This window comes from Streptomyces sp. G5(2025), assembly GCF_049542075.1.
In the GTDB taxonomy this organism is placed as follows: Bacteria; Actinomycetota; Actinomycetes; order Streptomycetales; family Streptomycetaceae; genus Streptomyces.
Genome location: NZ_JBMUZT010000002.1, coordinates 1,583,241 through 1,602,054, shown reverse-complemented (window position 1 = coordinate 1,602,054; position 18,814 = coordinate 1,583,241). Strand labels below are relative to the sequence as shown.

Annotated in this window: 16 protein-coding genes; 11 read left to right on the top strand and 5 right to left on the bottom strand. The window is 72.8% G+C overall.

Going from position 1 to position 18,814, the window contains the following annotated elements; all coding sequences use genetic code 11:
• Window positions 1–190 precede the first annotated feature (190 nt).
• The 4 genes from ACOBQB_RS07515 to ACOBQB_RS07500 all read left to right on the top strand — a co-directional run bounded on the left by ACOBQB_RS07515 (window position 191) and on the right by ACOBQB_RS07500 (window position 7,102).
• Complete coding sequence (locus ACOBQB_RS07515) at window positions 191–1,702, top strand: 3' terminal RNA ribose 2'-O-methyltransferase Hen1 (protein WP_423589780.1); 1,512 nt, start codon at window positions 191–193, stop codon at window positions 1,700–1,702.
• Complete coding sequence (locus ACOBQB_RS07510) at window positions 1,699–4,323, top strand: polynucleotide kinase-phosphatase (RefSeq protein WP_423589778.1); 2,625 nt, start codon at window positions 1,699–1,701, stop codon at window positions 4,321–4,323. Before ACOBQB_RS07515 ends, ACOBQB_RS07510 begins: the two co-directional genes overlap by 4 nt.
• A gap of 109 nt (window positions 4,324–4,432) precedes the next feature.
• Window positions 4,433–5,665 carry an arginine deiminase gene (locus ACOBQB_RS07505; protein WP_423589777.1) on the top strand — a complete coding sequence of 411 codons (1,233 nt, stop codon included), beginning with the start codon at window positions 4,433–4,435 and terminating at the stop codon, window positions 5,663–5,665.
• Window positions 5,666–5,671: 6 nt separating this feature from the next.
• Window positions 5,672–7,102 (top strand): amino acid permease, encoded by a 1,431-nt coding sequence (locus ACOBQB_RS07500; protein ID WP_423589775.1) that lies wholly within the window; start codon window positions 5,672–5,674, stop codon window positions 7,100–7,102.
• On the opposite strand, the gene ACOBQB_RS07495 is transcribed toward ACOBQB_RS07500, so the two are convergent.
• A complete protein-coding gene (locus tag ACOBQB_RS07495; RefSeq protein ID WP_423589773.1) occupies window positions 7,099–7,518 on the bottom strand; it encodes an ATP-binding protein in 420 nt (139 codons plus the stop codon). The genes ACOBQB_RS07500 and ACOBQB_RS07495 overlap by 4 nt on opposite strands.
• Window positions 7,519–7,807: 289 nt before the next feature.
• Here ACOBQB_RS07495 and ACOBQB_RS07490 point away from each other — a divergent pair, with 289 nt between their 5' ends.
• Window positions 7,808–8,635, top strand: coding sequence for an enoyl-CoA hydratase family protein (locus ACOBQB_RS07490; RefSeq protein ID WP_423589771.1), 828 nt, complete (start codon window positions 7,808–7,810; stop codon window positions 8,633–8,635).
• A complete protein-coding gene (locus ACOBQB_RS07485; RefSeq protein WP_423590471.1) occupies window positions 8,635–10,986 on the top strand; it encodes a bifunctional salicylyl-CoA 5-hydroxylase/oxidoreductase in 2,352 nt (783 codons plus the stop codon). The genes ACOBQB_RS07490 and ACOBQB_RS07485 overlap by 1 nt, the downstream gene beginning before the upstream one ends.
• Window positions 10,987–10,993: 7 nt before the next feature.
• On the opposite strand, the gene ACOBQB_RS07480 is transcribed toward ACOBQB_RS07485, so the two are convergent.
• Together ACOBQB_RS07480 and ACOBQB_RS07475 are read right to left on the bottom strand one after the other, a co-directional pair.
• On the bottom strand, window positions 10,994–11,821 hold the full coding sequence (locus ACOBQB_RS07480; protein WP_423589769.1) for a PaaX family transcriptional regulator C-terminal domain-containing protein: 828 nt from the start codon (window positions 11,819–11,821) through the stop codon (window positions 10,994–10,996).
• 9 nt (window positions 11,822–11,830) lie between these two features.
• Window positions 11,831–13,483, bottom strand: coding sequence for an AMP-binding protein (locus ACOBQB_RS07475; protein WP_423589767.1), 1,653 nt, complete (start codon window positions 13,481–13,483; stop codon window positions 11,831–11,833).
• A 109-nt stretch (window positions 13,484–13,592) separates the two neighbouring features.
• On the opposite strand from ACOBQB_RS07475, the gene ACOBQB_RS07470 reads away from it, so the two are divergent.
• From ACOBQB_RS07470 to ACOBQB_RS07455, 4 genes are all read left to right on the top strand, one after another.
• Entirely contained in the window at window positions 13,593–14,771 is a 1,179-nt protein-coding gene (locus ACOBQB_RS07470; protein WP_423589766.1) for an acyl-CoA dehydrogenase family protein, read from the top strand.
• A 685-nt stretch (window positions 14,772–15,456) separates the two neighbouring features.
• Entirely contained in the window at window positions 15,457–15,855 is a 399-nt protein-coding gene (locus tag ACOBQB_RS07465; RefSeq protein WP_423589764.1) for a RidA family protein, read from the top strand.
• Window positions 15,856–15,995: 140 nt separating this feature from the next.
• Window positions 15,996–16,289 carry a hypothetical protein gene (locus ACOBQB_RS07460; RefSeq protein WP_423589762.1) on the top strand — a complete coding sequence of 98 codons (294 nt, stop codon included), beginning with the start codon at window positions 15,996–15,998 and terminating at the stop codon, window positions 16,287–16,289.
• Window positions 16,290–16,403: 114 nt separating this feature from the next.
• Window positions 16,404–16,625, top strand: coding sequence for an alpha/beta fold hydrolase (locus tag ACOBQB_RS07455; RefSeq protein ID WP_423589760.1), 222 nt, complete (start codon window positions 16,404–16,406; stop codon window positions 16,623–16,625).
• Between the two features lie 42 nt (window positions 16,626–16,667).
• Here the strand turns inward: ACOBQB_RS07455 and ACOBQB_RS07450 are convergent, their stop codons facing one another.
• Both ACOBQB_RS07450 and ACOBQB_RS07445 read right to left on the bottom strand, forming a co-directional pair.
• Window positions 16,668–17,213 (bottom strand): DUF1707 SHOCT-like domain-containing protein, encoded by a 546-nt coding sequence (locus ACOBQB_RS07450; protein WP_423589758.1) that lies wholly within the window; start codon window positions 17,211–17,213, stop codon window positions 16,668–16,670.
• 155 nt (window positions 17,214–17,368) lie between these two features.
• Window positions 17,369–17,767, bottom strand: coding sequence for a sporulation protein (locus ACOBQB_RS07445; protein ID WP_423589756.1), 399 nt, complete (start codon window positions 17,765–17,767; stop codon window positions 17,369–17,371).
• Between the two features lie 247 nt (window positions 17,768–18,014).
• Between ACOBQB_RS07445 and ACOBQB_RS07440 the strand changes: the two genes are divergently transcribed.
• Window positions 18,015–18,671, top strand: coding sequence for a Crp/Fnr family transcriptional regulator (locus ACOBQB_RS07440; protein WP_423589754.1), 657 nt, complete (start codon window positions 18,015–18,017; stop codon window positions 18,669–18,671).
• The last annotated feature ends 143 nt before the right edge of the window (window positions 18,672–18,814 follow it).

Below are 18,814 nucleotides of genomic sequence, written 5' to 3'. Positions count from 1 at the left end.
GTACGTTGTGAAGGCGCGCCGGGGGACGAAGGCGCCGTGCGGGCGGGCGACCGCGGCACGGCGCGTACCGCGCGCGTACTTCCGTCGCTGTGGGGGTGACGTCCGCGTCCGGGGCGTGCGCGCGTGCGCGCGGCGTGCCGCGGCCGGCCGGACCCCCGTGGCTCAGACCCCGTTTCGAGGCCTACCCACCGTGTTCCTGACGATCAGCACCACCGGCACCCCTGAACGCCCCGCGACCGACCTCGGATTCCTGCTGCACAAGCATCCCGGCAAGGCGCAGGCCTTCTCCACCTCCTACGGCACCGCGCATGTCCTCTACCCCGAGGCGACCGCCGAGCGCTGCACGGCCGCGCTGCTCCTGGAGGTCGATCCCGTGGCGCTCGTGCGGCGCGGGCAGGGCAAGGGGCGGGGCGGCGCGCCTGACGCGGCACTCGCGCAGTACGTGAACGACCGGCCCTACGCCGCGTCGTCGCTGCTCGCCGTCGCGATCGGCGCGGTGTTCTCCAGCGCGATGCGCGGGCTGTGCGCCGCACGCCCCGAGCGGGCCGCGCAGCCGCTGCCGCTGCGCGTCGAGGTGCCCGCGCTGCCCGCGCGCGGCGGCGCCGAGCTGGTGCGGGCGCTCTTCGCGCCGCTCGGCTGGACGGTGACGGCGACGCCGGTGCCGCTGGACGAGCGGTTCCCGCAGTGGGGCGACTCGCGGTACGTGCGTCTCCTGCTCGACGCGCCCGAGGGGCGGCTGACCCTCGGCGAGGCACTGCGCCACCTGTACGTCCTGCTCCCCGTCCTCGACGACGCCAAGCACTACTGGGTCTCGGCGGACGAGGTCGACAAGCTGTTGCGGGCCGGTGAGGGCTGGCTCGCGGACCACCCCGAGCAGCAACTCATCACCAGCCGCTATCTGTCGCGGCGTAGATCCCTGACCCGCGAGGCGCAGGAGCGCCTCGAACTGGCGCGGCTCGCCGACGCGGACGACACGGACGTCGCCGAGATCGACAACGCCGTCGACGAGGAGAGCGCCGACCCCGACTCCGAGGAGGGGCCGCAGAAGCCGGTGCCGCTCGCCGTGCGGCGACGCGAGGCGATCCTCGCGGCGCTGACCGCCGCGGGGGCCGGGCGCGTGCTCGATCTGGGGTGCGGCCAGGGCCAGCTGGTGCAGGCGCTGCTCAAGGACGCGCGGTTCACCGAGATCGTCGGGGTCGACGTGTCCACGCGCGCGCTGACCGTCGCCTCGCGGCGGCTCAAGCTCGACCGCATGGGTGACCGCAGGGCGGAGCGCGTCACGCTCCTCCAGGGCTCGCTGGCGTACACCGACAAGCGGCTCAAGGGGTACGACGCGGCCGTGCTCAGCGAGGTGATCGAACACGTCGACGTGGAGCGGCTGCCCGCCCTGGAGTACGCGGTGTTCGGCTCGGCGCGGCCCCGCACCGTCCTGGTGACGACGCCGAACGTCGAGTACAACGTCCGCTGGGAGACCCTCCCGGCGGGACACGCGCGCCACGGCGACCACCGCTTCGAGTGGACCCGCGAGGAGTTCCGCGCGTGGGCCCACCGGGTGGCCGAACGGCACGCGTACGACGTGGATCTCGCCCCGATCGGCGACGAGGACCCCGAGGTGGGCCCGCCGACGCAGATGGCGGTCTTCCACCGGACGGACAAGGCCCCGAAGACGGACAGGACCGCGAAGGAGGTGCGGGCAGCATGACCAACGACAACGACAACGACAACGACAACGACAACGGCAACAGCGCCGGTGCCAATAGCGCCGTTACCAGTACTGGTACCGACGCCACGGGCCGCGTGCTCCCCGTCACCGACCTCTCCCTCGTCGTCCTCATCGGCGCCACCGGCTCCGGCAAGTCCACCTTCGCCCGGCGCCACTTCAAGGCCACCGAGGTGATCAGCAGCGACTTCTGCCGGGGGCTCGTCGCCGACGACGAGAACGACCAGAGCGCCAGCGGTGACGCCTTCGACGTGCTGCACTACATCGCGGGCAAGCGGCTGGCCGCGGGCCGGCGCACCGTCGTCGACGCCACCAACGTGCAGAGCGACAGCCGCAAGCAGCTGATCGAGCTGGCCCGGCAGTACGACGTGCTGCCCATCGCCATCGTGCTCGACGTGCCCGAGGACGTCTGCGCCGCGCGCAACGCCACGCGCGCGGACCGGGCCGCCCTGCCCCGCCGCGTCATCCAGCGCCACCAGCGCGAACTGCGCCGCTCCCTGCGGCACTTGGAGCGCGAGGGCTTCCGCAAGGTGCACGTCCTGCGCGGCGTCGAGGAGATCGACGGCGCCCGTCTCGTCACCGAGAAGCGCTACAACGACCTCTCCCACCTCACCGGCCCCTTCGACATCATCGGCGACATCCACGGCTGCGCCTCCGAGCTGGAGACCCTCCTCCGCGAGCTGGGTTACGTCGACGGCACGCACCCCGAAGGGCGTACCGCCGTCTTCGTCGGCGACCTCGTCGACCGCGGCCCCGACACTCCCGGTGTCCTGCGGCGCGTGATGTCCATGGTCGGCTCCGGCGACGCCCTCTGCGTGCCCGGCAACCACGAGAACAAGCTCGGCCGCCACCTCAGGGGCCGCAGCGTCCAGCACACGCACGGCCTGGCCGAGACCGTCGAGCAGCTGGCGGGGGAGAGCGAGGAATTCCGTGCGCGGATACGGGAGTTCGTGGACGGGCTCGTGTCCCACTACGTCCTCGACGGCGGCAAGCTGGTCGTCTGTCACGCCGGTCTTCCCGAGAAGTACCACGGGCGCACGTCGGGGCGGGTGCGCTCGCACGCGCTGTACGGCGACACCACCGGCGAGACCGACGAGTTCGGGCTGCCGGTGCGCTATCCGTGGGCGGAGGAGTACCGCGGCAAGGCCGCGGTCGTCTACGGCCACACCCCGGTGTCCACCGCGACCTGGCTGAACAACACCATCTGCCTGGACACCGGCGCCGTCTTCGGCGGCAAGCTGACCGCGCTGCGCTGGCCGGAGCGCGAGCTCGTCGACGTCCCCGCGGAGCGCGTCTGGTACGAGCCCGCCAAGCCGCTGCGCACCGAGGCACCCGGCAGCCACGACGGGCGCCCCCTCGACCTGACCGACGTGCAGGGCCGCCGCGTGGTGGACACCCGGTACGCCGGCCGTGTCGCGGTGCGCGAGGAGAACGCGGCGGCGGCCCTCGAAGTCATGAGCCGCTTCGCGATCGACCCGCGCCTGCTGCCGTACCTGCCGCCGACGATGGCGCCCACCGCCACGTCACGGCGTGACGGCTACCTGGAACACCCGGCCGAGGCCTTCGCCTCGTACGCGCGGGACGGGGTCGGCCGCGTCGTGTGCGAGGAGAAGCACATGGGCTCGCGCGCGGTCGCCCTGGTCTGCCGTGACGCGGACGCGGCCCGGGAACGCTTCGGCGTGGACGGCCCGAGCGGCTCCCTCTGCACCCGCACGGGCCGCCCCTTCTTCACCGACCCGTCCCTCACGGAGGAGATGCTCGGCCGCGTGCGCGCCGCCGTCACCGAGGCGGGCCTGTGGGAAGAGCTGGAGAGCGACTGGCTGCTGCTCGACGCCGAGCTGATGCCGTGGTCGTTGAAGGCGTCCGGTCTGCTCCGCACGCAGTACGCGGCCGTGGGCGCCGCCGCCGGGGCCGCCTTCCCCGGCGCGCTGGCCACCCTGGAGGCCGCGACGGCACGCGGCGTCGACGCGGGCTCGCTGCTCGCCAGGCAGCGTGAACGCGCCGCGGACGCCGCCGCGTTCACCGACGCGTACCGCCGCTACTGCTGGCCGACCGACGGCCTGGAGGGCGTACGTCTCGCGCCGTTCCAGATCCTGGCCGTCCAGGGCCGCAGCCTCGCCGGGCTGCGGCACGACCGGCAACTGGCGCTGATCGACCGCATGGTGGAGCACGACGGCGGCCAGGGCTCCGACCTGCTCCAGACCACCCGCCGCCTGTACGTCGACACCGGCGACGAGGCGTCGGTGCGGGCGGGCGTCGACTGGTGGCTGGAGATGACCGGACGTGGCGGCGAGGGCATGGTCGTCAAGCCGGTCGAGGCCCTGGCCAGGGACGGGCAGGGGCGGCTTGTGCAGCCCGGCGTCAAGTGCCGGGGCCGCGAGTACCTGCGGATCATCTACGGCCCGGAGTACACGCGGCCGGAGAACCTGGAGAAGCTGCGGAGCCGCACCCTCGGCCACAAGCGTTCGCTCGCCCTGCGCGAGTACGCGCTCGGCCTGGAGGCCCTGGACCGGCTGGCGGACGGCGAGCCGCTGTGGCGCGTCCACGAGGCGGTGTTCGCGGTGCTCGCCCTGGAGTCGGAGCCGGTGGACCCGCGGCTCTGAGCCGGTGGGCCCGCGGCTCTGAACTCCGGCGCACGGCGCCTGAACAGTCATCAGGTGCCGTTGCCGTGTTGACCGCGCGTGAGCCGCCCGGCCGGGGAAAGATGGACCCATGGGATTCCATGTCGACTCCGAGGCCGGGCGGCTGCGCCGCGTCATACTGCACCGCCCCGATCTGGAGCTCAAGCGGCTGACTCCGAGCAACAAGGACGCCCTGCTCTTCGATGACGTCCTGTGGGTGCGCAGGGCCCGCCAGGAGCACGACGGCTTCGCGGACGTACTGCGCGACCGGGGCGTGGCGGTCCACCTCTTCGGTGACCTGCTGAAAGAGACCCTGGACGTGCCCGAGGCCCGCCTGCTCATCCTGGACCGGGTCTTCGACGAGAAGGAGTACGGCCCCCTGGCCACCGACCACCTGCGGATCGCGTTCGAGACGCTGCCGTCGGTGGAGCTGGCCGAGGCGCTGGTGGGCGGCATGACCAAACGGGAGTTCCTGGAGGCCCACCCCGAGCCGACCTCCGTGCGCTTCCACTGTATGGACCTGGACGACTTCCTGCTCGGCCCGCTGCCCAACCACCTCTTCACCCGTGACACGTCGGCCTGGATCTACGACGGCGTCTCCATCAACGCCATGCGCTGGCCCGCCCGGCAGCGCGAGACCGTGCACTTCGAGGCGATCTACCGGCATCACCCGCTCTTCCGCGGCGAGGATTTCCACGTCTGGTCACAGGGCCAGGCGGACTACCCCTCGACCATCGAGGGCGGCGACGTCCTGGTCATCGGCAAGGGCGCGGTGCTCATCGGCATGAGCGAACGCACCACGCCGCAGGCCGTCGAGATGCTCGCCCACAAGCTGTTCGCGGCGGGCTCCGCGCAGACCATCGTGGCGCTCGACATGCCGAAGCGGCGCGCGTTCATGCATCTCGACACGGTCATGACGATGGTCGACGGTGACACCTTCACGCAGTACGCGGGCCTCGGCATGCTCCGCTCCTACACCATCGAACCGGGCGTCGGCGACCGGGAGTTGAAGGTCACCGACCACCCGCCCGAGAACATGCACCGGGCGATCGCCGCCGCGCTCGGACTGGACGCGATCCGGGTACTCACCGCCACCCAGGACGTGCACGCGGCGGAGCGGGAGCAGTGGGACGACGGCTGCAACGTCCTCGCGGTCGAGCCGGGCGTCGTGGTGGCGTACGAGCGGAACGCGACGACCAACACATATCTGCGTAAACAGGGCATCGAGGTCATCGAGATCCTGGGCAGCGAGCTGGGGCGCGGCCGGGGCGGGCCGCGGTGCATGAGCTGCCCGGTGACGAGGGACCCGGTGCCGGGAACGTAGCGACCCATGACTCGTACGACGACGCCCCACGGCCTGCGCGTCAAACCCCCCGAACGGCTGCTCGCCGAGTCGGGCGCGGACCTCGAAGGGCACGGCCTCAAGCGCACCATGGGGCTCTTCCAGCTCGTGTGCTTCGGAGTCGGCGCCATCGTCGGCACCGGCATCTTCGTCGGCCTGTCCGACTCCGTCGCGAAGGCGGGCCCCGCCGTCGCCGTCTCCTACGTCCTCGCCGCCGTGACCTGCGTCTTCACCGCGTTCTCGTTCGCGGAGCTGGGCGGCGCGATCCCGGTCTCGGGCAGCTCGTACTCCTTCGCGTACGCCACGCTCGGCGAGCGCGTCGCCTTCCTCGTGGGCTGGTGCCTGCTCCTGGAGTACGGCGTCTCCGTCTCGGCGGTCGCCGTGGGCTGGAGCCAGTACCTCAACCAGCTCCTGAACAGCCTCACCGGCTGGCAGCTGCCCGCCGCCCTGTCCGCCGGGCCCGGGGAGGGCGGCGCGGTGAACCTGCCCGCCGTCGTCGTGGTGCTGCTCGCCGCCGCGCTGCTGGTGCGCGGCATCCGGGAGAGCGCCGGGGCCACGGCGGCCATGGCCGTACTGAAGATCGGCATCCTGCTGCTGTTCCTGGCCATCGCGTTCACCGCGTTCGAGGACGGCAACCTCACGCCCTTCGCGGGCGCCGGGCTCTCCGGCATCACCGCGGGCGCCTCGCTCGCCTTCTTCTCCTTCATCGGCTTCGACGCGGTCACCACGGCGGGCGAAGAGGTCAAGAACCCCCGGCGCGACATCCCGCTCGCGATCTTGATCTGCATCGGTGTGGTCACGCTGCTCTACGCCGCCGTGGCGCTGGCGGCCATCGGCGCGCTCGGCGCCGACGCCGTCGCCGACAGGCCCGCCGCGCTCTCCCTCGTCGTCGACCAGGTCACCGGCTCCACCGTGGGCGGCGGGATCATCGCCTTCGGCGCGGTCGTCGCCATCGCGTCCGTCGTCCTCACCGTCATGTACGGCCAGACCCGCGTCCTGATGTCGATGTCCCGCGACGGTCTCATGCCGCGTGTCTTCGAACGCGTCTCGCCGCGCACCGCGACCCCGGCCGCGGGCACCTGGATCGTCGCGGCCGTCGTCGCTGCCCCCGCCGCGTTCTCCTCCCTCGACGTGGTCGTCGGCCTCACCACCATCGGCACGCTCGCGATCATGGTGGTCGTGAACATCGCGGTGCTCGTCCTGCGCCGCTCGCACCCCGGCCTCCGCCGCACCTTCCGGGTGCCGTTGTACCCGCTGAGCCCGGTCCTCGGCGTGGGCTTCTGCCTCTATCTGATCTGGGGCACGGGCTGGTCGACGTGGGCGCAGTTCGCGGTGTTCCTCGTGGTGGGCGCCCTCGTCTACGCGCTCTACGGCCGCGGTCACTCGCGGCTCGGCCGGGGCGACGCCGCCGCCCGCTAGGGCCGCGTCGGAAGCGTGAACCAGACCGCCTTGCCGGATGCGGTGGGGCGGTGGCCGCAGGACGAGCTGAGGGTGCGGATCAGGAGAAGGCCGCGGCCGTGCTCCTGCCAGGGGTCCGGTTCGCAGGGCGGTTCGGGGGCGGTGAGGTCGCCCGGCGGCAGCGGGCTGGAATCGTGCACCTCGACCTGGCAGCCGGTCGGCAGCAGCTCGATCACCAGCTCTATGGGGTCCTGCCCGACGGTGTGCTCGACGGCGTTGGCGACCAGCTCCGCGGTGAGCAGTTCGGCGGTGTCGGTGTCGGGGGACGCCTCGATGTCGGTGAGGGCGGTACGGACCAGGGCGCGCGCGACGGGCACGGCTGCCGCGGTGTGCGGCAGTGCGATGCGCCAGGAGGCGGGGAAGGGGGGCTCGTGCAAGGCGGGTCCGTTCAGGGCAGCAGGCGATCCTGCTTTCAACAGTACGAATCTTAAACGCTGTGTCGACAGGGGCGGCGGTCGGCCATGTGCGGGACATCCGACCCTGCGGTGCTCCGTGCGGCAAGACGTGCGTCCCGGGACTTTCGGCCCGCGTACGCCTGCCCTGGTGGTGTGACACGCGGCACCGAATCGCGTATCGCGTACTCATGACGACAGTCATAGACCGGTGATAACGTCAAAGGGAGTGAGCACAGCGAGCTCAGCCCTCATGCCGAGGAGGCCGCACCTGATGAGTCCCTTCACCGGCTCCGCATCCCCCACCCCCGAGTGGCGGCACCTGCGCCTCGCCGTCGACGACGGGGTCGCCACGGTCACCCTCGCCCGCCCCGACAAGCTCAACGCGCTCACCTTCGGTGCCTACGCCGACCTGCGCGACCTCCTCGCCGAGCTCTCCCGCGCCAAGTCCGTACGCGCGCTCGTGCTCGGCGGTGAGGGGCGCGGCTTCTGCTCGGGCGGCGACGTGGACGAGATCATCGGGGCGACCCTCGCCATGGACACCGCCCAGCTCCTCGACTTCAACCGCATGACGGGCCAGGTCGTGCGGGCCATCAGGGAGTGCCCGTTCCCGGTGATCGCCGCCGTGCACGGGGTCGCCGCGGGCGCCGGCGCGGTGCTCGCCCTCGCCGCGGACTTCCGCGTCGCGGACCCGAGCGCACGTTTCTCCTTCCTCTTCACCCGCGTCGGCCTCTCCGGCGGCGACATGGGCGCCGCCTACCTCCTGCCCCGCGTCGTCGGCCTCGGCCACGCCACGCGGCTGCTGATGCTGGGCGACGCGGTGCGGGCCCCCGAGGCCGAACGGATCGGCCTGATCAGCGAGTTGACGGAGGAAGGCAAGGCCCCGGAGGCCGCCCGGTCCCTGGCCCGCCGCTTGGCCGACGGCCCGGCCCTCGCCCACGCCCAGACGAAGGCACTGCTCACCGCCGAACTGGACATGCCCCTGGCCGCATCCGTGGAACTGGACGCGGCGACCCAGGCACTGCTGATGAACGGCGAGGACTACGCCGAGTTCCACGCCTCCTTCACGGAGAAGCGCCCGCCGAAGTGGCGGGGCCGGTGATGGCGGGGGAGCGGCGCCAAGCCCCCGGTCCCACCGCCCGCCACGACCCCCACGCACCCCCCGAAGACACCCCCCACCGCATCGCCGTCATCGGCGGCGGCCCCGGCGGGCTCTACGCCGCCGCGCTGCTCAAGCGGCTCGACCCCGGGCGCGACGTGACCGTCTGGGAGCGCAACGCCCCGGAGGACACCTTCGGGTTCGGGGTCGTTCTCTCCGATGAGACGCTCGGCGGCATCGAACACGCCGACCCCGCCGTCTACGCCGCCCTCCAGGCCGACTTCGTACGCTGGGACGACATCGACATCGTGCACCGCGACCGGCGGCACACCTCCGGCGGCCACGGTTTCGCCGCGCTCGGGCGGCGGCGGCTCCTGGAGATCCTGCACGCCCGGTGCCGCGACCTCGGCGTCGAGCTGCGCTTCCGTACCGAGGCGCCGCCCGCCGCCCGGCTCGCCACGGCGTACGACCTCGTCGTCGCGGCCGACGGCGTGCACAGCCTCACCCGCGAGGCGCACGCCGAAGCCTTCCGACCGGCCGTCACCACCCACCGCTGCCGCTACATCTGGCTCGCCGCCGACTTCGCCTTCGACGCGTTCCGCTTCGAGATCGCCGAGACCGAGCACGGCGTGATGCAGCTCCACGGCTATCCCTTCTCCGCCACCGGTTCCGGCGCGTCCACCGTCATCGTCGAGATGCGCGAGGAGGTCTGGGAGGCCGCCGGCTTCGACGTCCTCGACGAACACGAGTCCACCGACCGCTGCGCCAAGATCTTCACCGAGGCCCTCGGCGGCCGCCCCCTGCGCGGGAACAAATCCGCCTGGACCACCTTCCGCACCGTCGTCAACGCCCGCTGGTCCCACGGCAACACGGTCCTGCTCGGCGACGCCGCCCACACCGCCCACTTCTCCATCGGCTCCGGCACCAAGCTCGCCGTCGAGGACGCCCTCGCACTCGCCGCCTGCCTCCAGGAACAGCCCGACATCCCGAGCGCCCTCCAGGCGTACGAGACGGAACGCCGCCCCGTCGTCGAGTCCACCCAACGCGCCGCCCGCGCCAGCCTGGAGTGGTTCGAGCGCCTGCCCGACCACCTCGACCAGCCTCCCCGGCAGTTCGCGTTCAACCTCCTGACCCGCAGCCGCCGCGTCACCCACGACAACCTCCGCCTGCGCGACGCCCGCTTCACCCGCTCCGTGGAGCGCGAGTTCGGCTGCCCCGACGGCACGCCCCCCATGTTCACCCCCTTCACCCTCCGCGAACTCACCCTGCGCAACCGCGTCGTCGTCTCCCCGATGGACATGTACTCCGCCGTGGACGGCGTCCCCGGCGACTTCCACCTCGTCCACCTCGGCGCACGGGCCTTGGGCAGCGCCGGCCTGGTCATGACCGAGATGGTCTGCGTCAGCGAACACGGCCGCATCACCCCGGGCTGCACAGGCCTCTACACCGCCGAACAGGCCGAGGCCTGGCGCCGGATCACCGACTTCGCGCACGACCGGGCCCCCGGCACGGCGATCGGCGTGCAGCTCGGCCACTCCGGCCGCAAAGGCTCCACGAAACTGATGTGGGAAGGCATCGACGACCCCCTGCCCGACGGCAACTGGCCGCTCTCCGCCGCCTCTCCGCTCCCGTACAAAACCGGCAGCCAGACCCCGCGCGAACTCTCCCGTGCCGGACTCACCGAGATCCGCGAACAGTTCGCCGCGGCGGCCCGCCGCGCCGCCCACGCCGGCTTCGACCTCCTCGAACTCCACTGCGCCCACGGCTACTTGCTCTCCGGCTTCCTCTCCCCGCTGACGAACCACCGCACGGACGCGTACGGCGGCCCCCTCTCCGCCAGGCTCCGCTTCCCCCTGGAGGTCTTCGACGCGGTACGAGAGGTGTGGCCCGACGGCAGGCCCATGACCGTCCGCATATCGGCCACCGACTGGGCCGACGGCGGCACCACGGCCGAGGACGCCGTGGAGATCGCCCGCGCCTTCGCGGCCCACGGCGCCGACGCGATCGACGTCTCCACGGGCCAGGTGGTCGCGGACGAGCAGCCCGCGTACGGCCGCTCCTACCAGACGCCGTACGCCGACCTCATCCGCAACCGCACCGGCATCCCCGTCATCACCGTCGGCGCCATCTCCTCCTGGGACGACGTCAACTCCCTGCTCCTGGCGGGCCGCGCGGACCTCTGCGCCCTGGCCCGCCCCCACCTCTACGACCCCCACTGGACCCTGCACGCGGCGGCCGAGCAGGGTTACGCGGGTCCGGGCGCCGTCTGGCCGCTCCAGTACCGCGCGGGCAGCCGCCGCCCTCAGACGGGCCGCACGGACGCCCCGAAGCCGCGCCTGTCACTGGGTAGTTGATGCGTGGTCAGGCCCCGGCCCCGGCCGACACGAAGCGCGCCCCGGCCTCCCGCAACAACCCGTCGAGCCCCGCGAACACCTCGGCCGACCGCGCCCCCGGCCAGCCCGCCGGCAGCAGGCCGGCGGGCAGCCCGGGATCGGCGTAAGGCAGCCGGCGCCACGAGTCGAGGGCCAGGAGATAGTCGCGGTAGGCCTCCTCCTCGGGAGGCGGGTCCGCCTGCCCCCGGGCCTCCCAGGCGCGCAGCACCGGCTCATGGCGGTCCAGGAACGCCTCGTGCTGCTTGGCCAGCGCGGCGAGATCCCACCAGCGGCCCACCGCCTCCGCCGTCGCCGCGAACCCGAGGTGCTCACCCCGGAACAGGTCAACATATGCGGCGAGGTGGAGCCGCTCCAGGGTGTGCCGGGTCTCCTCGTAGAGGTGCGCGGGAGCGATCCACACGCCCGGCGCCGCCGTCCCGAAGCCGAGCCCCGCCAGGCGGGAACGCAGCACATGCCGCTTCTGGCGCTCCGCCTCGGGCACGGAGAACACGGCGATGACCCAGCCCGCGCCCTCCCGCGACACCGCCGGGCCGTAGATGCGCCGGTCACCGTCCTCCAGGAGCTGACGGGCGTCCGGCGACAGCGCGTACCCCGCCGCACCCGACTCCGTACGCGCCGGCACGAGGAGGCCGCGCCGCTTGAGCCGGGACACCGACGAACGCACCGACGGCGCGTCGACACCGACGGGCGCGAGGAGGCGCACCAGCTCGGCGACGGGCACCGGGCCGGGCGCCGCCCGGCCGTAGGCGCCGTAGAAGGTGACGATCAGGGACCGTGGAGTGTGCTGCTCGGACACGTGATCACTCTACGGGCCCGGCTCCGCCGGGGCGTCGGCGGCGGACGGCGTACGCAGCCGGAACCGCTGAAGCTTGCCCGTCGCCGTCCTCGGCAGCGCCTCCAGGAAGACGATCTCGCGCGGACACTTGTAGGGGACGAGCTCCGCCCGCACGAACGCGCGCAGCCGCTCCGCGTCCCGTGGCGCGCCCCCGCGCGGCACCACGTACGCCACGACCACCTGCCCGCGCAGCTCGTCGGGGCGCCCCACGACGGCCGTCTCCGCGACGTCGGGGTGGCGCAGCAACGCCTCCTCCACCTCGGGGCCCGCGATGTTGTACCCGGCCGAGATGATCAGGTCGTCGGCGCGCGCGACATAGCGGAAGTAGCCGTCGGCGTCACGGACATAGGTGTCGCCGGTGACGTTCCAGCCATGACGCACGTACTGGAGCTGGCGCTCGTCGGCGAGATAGCGGCAGCCGACCGGACCGCGCACCGCGAGGAGCCCCGGCTCGCCGTCCGGCACCGGCGCGCCGGAGCCGTCCACCACGCGCGCCTGCCAGCCCGGCACGGGCAGCCCCGTCGTGCCCGGCCGGATCGCGTCGTCGGCGGCGGAGATGAAGATGTGCAGGAGTTCGGTGGCGCCTATGCCGTTGATGACGCGGAGCCCGGTGCGCTCGTGCCACGCCCGCCAGGTGGCCGCCGGCAGATTCTCGCCCGCCGAGACGCAGCGGCGCAGCGAGGAGATGTCGTGCCCGTCGAGCTGGTCGAGCATCGTGCGGTAGGCGGTCGGCGCGGTGAACAGGACGGAGATCCCGTGCCGCCCGATCGCGGGCAACAGCCGCTTGGGCGCGGCCTGTTCGAGCAGCACCGACGAGGCGCCGAAGCGCAGCGGGAAGATGACGAGGCCGCCCAGCCCGAAGGTGAAGCCGAGCGGCGGGCTGCCCGCGAACACGTCGTCGGGGACCGGCTTGAGGACGTGCCGGGCGAAGGTGTCGGCGATGGCGAGCACATCGCGGTGGAAGTGCATGCAGCCCTTGGGGCGGCCCGTCGTGCCGGACGTGAAGGCGATGAGCGCGACGTCGTCGGCCGCCGTGTCCACCGCTTCGTACCGCTCGGGCTGCCGGGCGGCGCGCGCCAGCAGGTCGTCGGAGCCCTCGCCGCCGTACGTGGTGACCTCCAGGCCCGGCACACCGGCCTTGATCAGGTCGTCCACCGAACGGATGTCGCACAGCGCGTGCCGCACCTCGGCGATCTCGCACATGGTGGCGAGCTCCGGCGCGCGCTGCTCGGCGAGCACGGTCACGGCGACCGCGCCCGCCTTCATCACCGCCAGCCAACAGGCCGCGAGCCACGGCGTGGTGGGCCCGCGCAGCAGCACGCGCTCACCGGGCCGCACGCCGAGTTCGGAGGTCAGCGCGTGCGCGACGCGGTCGACGTGGCCGCGCAGCCGGCCGTACGTCCAGCTCTCGCCGGACGCGGCGTGGAAGGCGGGCCGCTCGGAGCCCAGCCGGTCCGCCGTCCGGTCCAGCAGTTCCGTGCCGCAGTTGAGGCGGGCGGGGTAGCGCAGCTCGGGACGGTCGTGGACGAGCGCGGGCCACTGCTCGCGCGGGGGGAGATGGTCCCGGGCGAAGGTGTCCGTGTGGCCGGATGGTGTCAGCCCTGGATTGCCGTTGGGTCCCATGGCGGCTCTGCCCCCTTGCCTGCCGGTCGGGCGCTGTGGTGGGCTCGCCTCACGAGCGTATCGTGATGGTGACGACAGTCAACGGTGCGCGATAAAGGAGGGGCTCGCGATGACGACATTCTCCCTCGATCCCGAACAAACCGCCTGGTGCGCGGAGCTGCGTACACTCGCCGCCGAGCGGCTGCGTCCCCTGGCGGAGAAGGGCGAGCCGGGCCATGTGAACCGGCCGCTGGTGGAGGCGCTGGGTGAACTCGGCCTGCTTGACCGCCTGTTCGAGGAGATCCGCGGCCAGGGAAGCGGGGGAGGACCGGGGCGTGCGGCGTCCGGCGCCCTCGGCCTCTGCCTGATGCGCGAGTCCCTCGCCTACGCCTGTACGGAGGCCGAGACCGCCCTCGCGCTCCAGGGCCTGGGCGCCCACCCCGTGCACGCGTACGGCTCCGCGGCGCAGCGCGAACGCTGGCTGCCCGCGGTCCGCGCCGGGCGCGCGATCGCCGCCTTCGCGCTCTCCGAACCGGGCGCGGGCTCCGACGCGGCGGCCCTGTCCCTGGCGGCGGAGCCGGACGGCTCCGCCGGCTGGCGCCTCACGGGCGAGAAACGCTGGATCTCCAACGCCCCCGAAGCCGACCTCTACACCGTCTTCGCCCGTACGTCCCCGGACGCCGGGGCCCGCGGCGTCACCGCCTTCCTGGTCCCCGCCGACCGCGCGGGCCTGACGGGCACGGCCCTCGACATGCTCTCCCCGCACCCGATCGGCGCGCTCGCCTTCGACGGCGTACGGGTCGGCCGCGACGACGTCCTGGGCGAGACCGACCGGGGCTTCCGGGTCGCGATGACCACGCTGAACCGGTTCCGCCCGAGCGTCGGCGCGTTCGCGGTCGGCATGGCCGCCGCCGCGCTGGACGCGAGCCTCGCCCACACCGCCGAACGGGACGCGTTCGGCGGCAAGTTGAAGGACCTCCAGTCCGTCGCGCACCAGGTCGCCGAGATGGCCACGCGCACGGAGGCGGCCCGCCTGATGGTCTACGCGGCAGCGGCGGCATACGACGCCGAGGGGGCGGCCGAGCCCCGGGGGCCCGGCACCGCACGGCGCGCCGCCATGGCGAAGCTGCTCGCCACGGAGACCGCGCAGTACGTCGTCGACACGGCGGTCCAACTGCACGGCGCCCGCGCGCTCCAGCGCGGCCACCTCCTGGAGCACCTCTACCGTGAGGTGCGGGCACCCCGAATCTACGAGGGGGCGAGTGAGGTGCAGCGAACCATCATCGCCAAGGAGCTGTACGACCAATAACGGCCAAGCCCAACCCGGCGGCGCCCGCGGCGCCCCACGACGTCGTGACCCGTGACCTGCGGCCCCGTGACCCACGAACCCATGACCTGCGGCCCCGTGACCCACGAACCCATGACCTGCGGCCCCGTGACCCACGTACCCATGACCTGCGGCCCCGCGGCCTGCGTGCCTGCGTGCCTGCGGCCTGTGGCCGCGGCCTGCGTGCCTGCGTGCCTGCGTGCCTGCGCGTCTGTGGCCTGTGGCCTACGTGCCTGTGGCCTGCGGCCTACGTGCCTGCGGCCTGCGGCCTACGTGCCTGCGGCCTACGATCCCGCGACCCGCGACCCGCGACCCGCGACCCGCGACCCGCGACCCGCGACCCGCGACCCGCGACCCGCGACCCGCGAATCTGCGAGCCGTGACCTGCGATCCTGCGTCCCCCGCGACCCCCGAACCGCGACTTGCGATCCTGTGACCTGTGACCCGTGACCTGCGATCCCGCGACCCTCGACCCCGCGACCCTCGACCCCGCGCCTCCACGACCCATTGACCCCACGACCCACGACCCCGTGACCGCACGACCGCGCAACTCGCGCCCCCACGACCCGCGGCCGGACGACCCGCACCCCCACGATCCCCGCCCCCGACCCTCCAACCCCACGACCCTACGACTCACGCCGCCCCCCAGCCCCCGAGGAGCCGCCCCATGCCCCTGCACCGTGTGAACCCCGCCGAACTCTCCCCGCCCACCGGCTTCTCGCACGCCGTCACCGCGACCGGTTCCCGTCTCGTCTTTCTCGCCGGGCAGACCTCGCTGGACGGCGAAGGCAAGGTCGTCGGAGTCGGCCTGCCCGCGCAGTTCGAGCGGGCGCTCACCAACCTCCTGACCGCCCTGCGCCACGCGGGCGGCACCCCCGCCGACCTCGCGCGCGTCACCGTCTACGCCACGGACGTCGCCGATTACCGCGAGCACGCTCCCGAACTGGGCCGCATCTGGCGGCGGTTGGCGGGACGCGACTACCCCGCGATGGCGGTGGTGGGCGCCGTCCGGCTGTGGGACGAGCAAGCGCTGGTCGAGCTCGACGGGGTGGCGGTCCTCGACTGAGGGCCGCGGAGGGGCGAGGCGCGTGCCGCAGACCGAGACGGGCGTCGGAAGCTTCGCGTACGAGGACACGGGCGAGCGATGACGGCATCCTCCTCGTCCTGCCCCACGGTCCCGCCCAGGACGGAACGGTCTGGCGTCATGTGGTCGACGCACTCGGCGCGGCGTTCCGCTGCGTCGTACCGCCCCCGTCCCACGGCAGCCACCGCGTCCCGCTGCGGCCCGGCGCCCTGCTCACGCCGCGCACGATCGCCCTGCTCGTCGGGGAGTTCGCGGACGCCTTGAAGCTGGGCGACGAGACGGTGTTCGTGGCGAACGACGGCGGCCGCCTCCGCCTCCAGCAGCTGGTCGCCGAAGGGCCGCAGCGCGTGCGCCGTTGGTGTTCGCGGGCTGCGAGGCCTGCGACCACTACCCGCCGCGCGCCGGCGGCAAGATGATGACGGCGGCCGCCAGGATCCCCGGCGGCATCGCGGCGACGGCGCACGGCCTCACGTTCCGCCCGGCCCGCCGCGTCCTGGTCCGCCACCTGCGGGCGGCGCAATCCCTCGGAGATGATGGAGGCGGCCGAGGCGCTGCGTGCGTACGACCGCCCGGCGCTCGTGGTGTGGGGCAGGCAGGACCGCGTGATGCCGCCCGAGCGCGGCCGCAGACCGGCCGACCTGCTGCCCCGCGGGCGGCTCGTCGAACCGGACGACTGCCGCACCTTGATCCCGCTGGACCGCCCCGAAGGACTCGCCGCGGCGATCCGCGCCTTCGTGCGCGAGACCGGCTGAGGGCCCACCAGGAACACGCGCCGACAGGCAGCAAACGGGGCCTCAACGCCGAGCGTGGCGGATCCTCAGCCGGCCGAACCCCATGGTTCCGGAGACACGGATCCTCGGCCCCCGGCCGGGGTCGGAGCGCCGCCGCGGCTTGTAGAGCACGTCCTTCCACCCGGTGTTCAGCCCCTCCAGCTCGACGGTCGCGTCGCGCGGGACGGTGATCCGGGCCCCGCCCGTACCGAGTCGCAGCTCGATGTCGACGACCCGGTGCTCGATGACCGCCCGGGACAGGTCCAGACGCACCTTGCCGAACGCGGACTCGACCTTCAGGACCCGCGGCACCCGCCACGCGCCGCGCCGCCGGATCCGCCCGCCGGCGGCGGCGATGGTGGACGTGGTGCCCGGGGTCTCCGGCGGGAGCGAGATCAGGGCCGCCGAGAGTTCGCCGCGGGTCCTCGCGGTGAGGGCCCGGTGGAGGCATGCGTCCATCTCCTCCAGGGACAGGTGCTCTCCGGCGTACGCGTCCTTCAGGCGCTGCACGGCCGCTTCACGGTCGTCCTCGCCGATCGGTGACGACGGGTCTTCCGGCGCAGCGGTCATCGTTCCATCCTCGTGTCATGCCGACGGGCCTGCGCCGTGCAAGGGCACACCCGGCCTGCCTGGCGCCGACTCAGGATCGTAACCGTGGGGCACGGTCCCGTCGCGTGCGCCGCCCTCAACCACGCACACTCGACGGTACGTTGGCGGCCGCCCGTTCACCCGAGGCGGCGCCGGGCGAGGAGGCGTACGAGGCAGGGAGCGACGGCACCCGCCAGGAAGGCGGCGAGCGGCACGGCGACGGCCGCCCACGGGTTCCGGAGCGGCTTGTACGTGACGGCGCCGTCCCTGATCTCGATGAAGCCACGGGGCCGCGCCCTGACGCCTCCGCCCCCCGGCGCGTCACCGGCCCCGCCGAAGCTGAATCCGTAGCCGACCTCGGCGACGGGAATGACGGTGACGCCGGCGCGGGTGACGGCCTCCCCGTGGACGACGGCCCCCGCGGCCCGCTTCCCGGCCTCCTCGACCAGTCGCTCCAGTTGGGTGGCGCCGATCTCGTCGACGGCCGCTTGAGCCGCCGGGGCGCTTCCGTCCGTCTCGTCGGGGGCGGCGGGCAACGGTGCCTCCTGGGCGGTGTGTATGAAGGTGCCAAGGCCAAGGGCGCCTCTCGGCGCGAGTGCGGGGAGCCGACCTGGACGGGGCTTTGAGAGCGCAGCGCCCTATGCCCGAGCGTAGCCGAAGCACCGTGGGCCGGCGTGCACGAAAAGTCGCCGCATGGAAAAGTTCCGGCCTCTTTGCGCGCCTCAAGGCGCAGAAAGTGGAATTCCCTACTTGCTGCGAGAGTTCCTCCCTTAACTTGATCGCATGAGCGAAGATCACTCTCTCCCGGCGTCCCCTCTCCGTGCTCTGGTCCCGCACAAGGAATGGGAAGGGCTGGTGTGTTACCGGGCGCAGACCTACCTGGCGGGTCGAGCGCTGTTGCGACAGGGTGAAGCAGCAACCCACGTACTTGTGCTGGTCAGTGGATTGGTCAAGGTCGTGCGGACCGACCGTGACGGGCGGCGGCGGTTGCTCGCCTTCCGTGGGCCGGGTGAGATCTTGGGCGAGATGGCACTTCAGTGCGGGGCTGTCAGGCTGGCGCACGTGTGGGCCATGAGCAAATGCAAAGCGTCCGTCGTTCCTGCGGAGGAGTTCCAGCGCTTCGTACGCGAGCACCGGCTCGCCCTTCCGTTAGCCGTGATGGCGTCCGATCGGCTCCGGGAACACACCGAGGCTCACGACGGAGCCGTACACGAGCGTCTCGCCATGGCACTCCTCCGCCTGGTCGAGGTCTCGGGGGGAGAGGACTCCTTCTCTCTCACCAGGGAAGACCTGGCCCAGCACATCGATGTGGGCCGCAGGGCTGTGAGTCAGGCGCTGAAACTGCTCGGTCCCGGCCGGGTGAAGGCAGGCAAGAGCCGCATCGACGTGGTCAGCGTGGAGGGGTTGCGCGAGGTGATCACCCCTCGTGTCGAGGCATAGCCCTGGTGTGTCGTACCTCACTCGCCGTCTGGACCTGCGGCACAGAACATTCCCGCGCCCGCCGTGAAGCTCGGAGTGCGTGACACAGCGCGCACCAGTGCCCCGTCGGATCCTCAGGGAACGGGCGGGCTTCATGGAGGAGC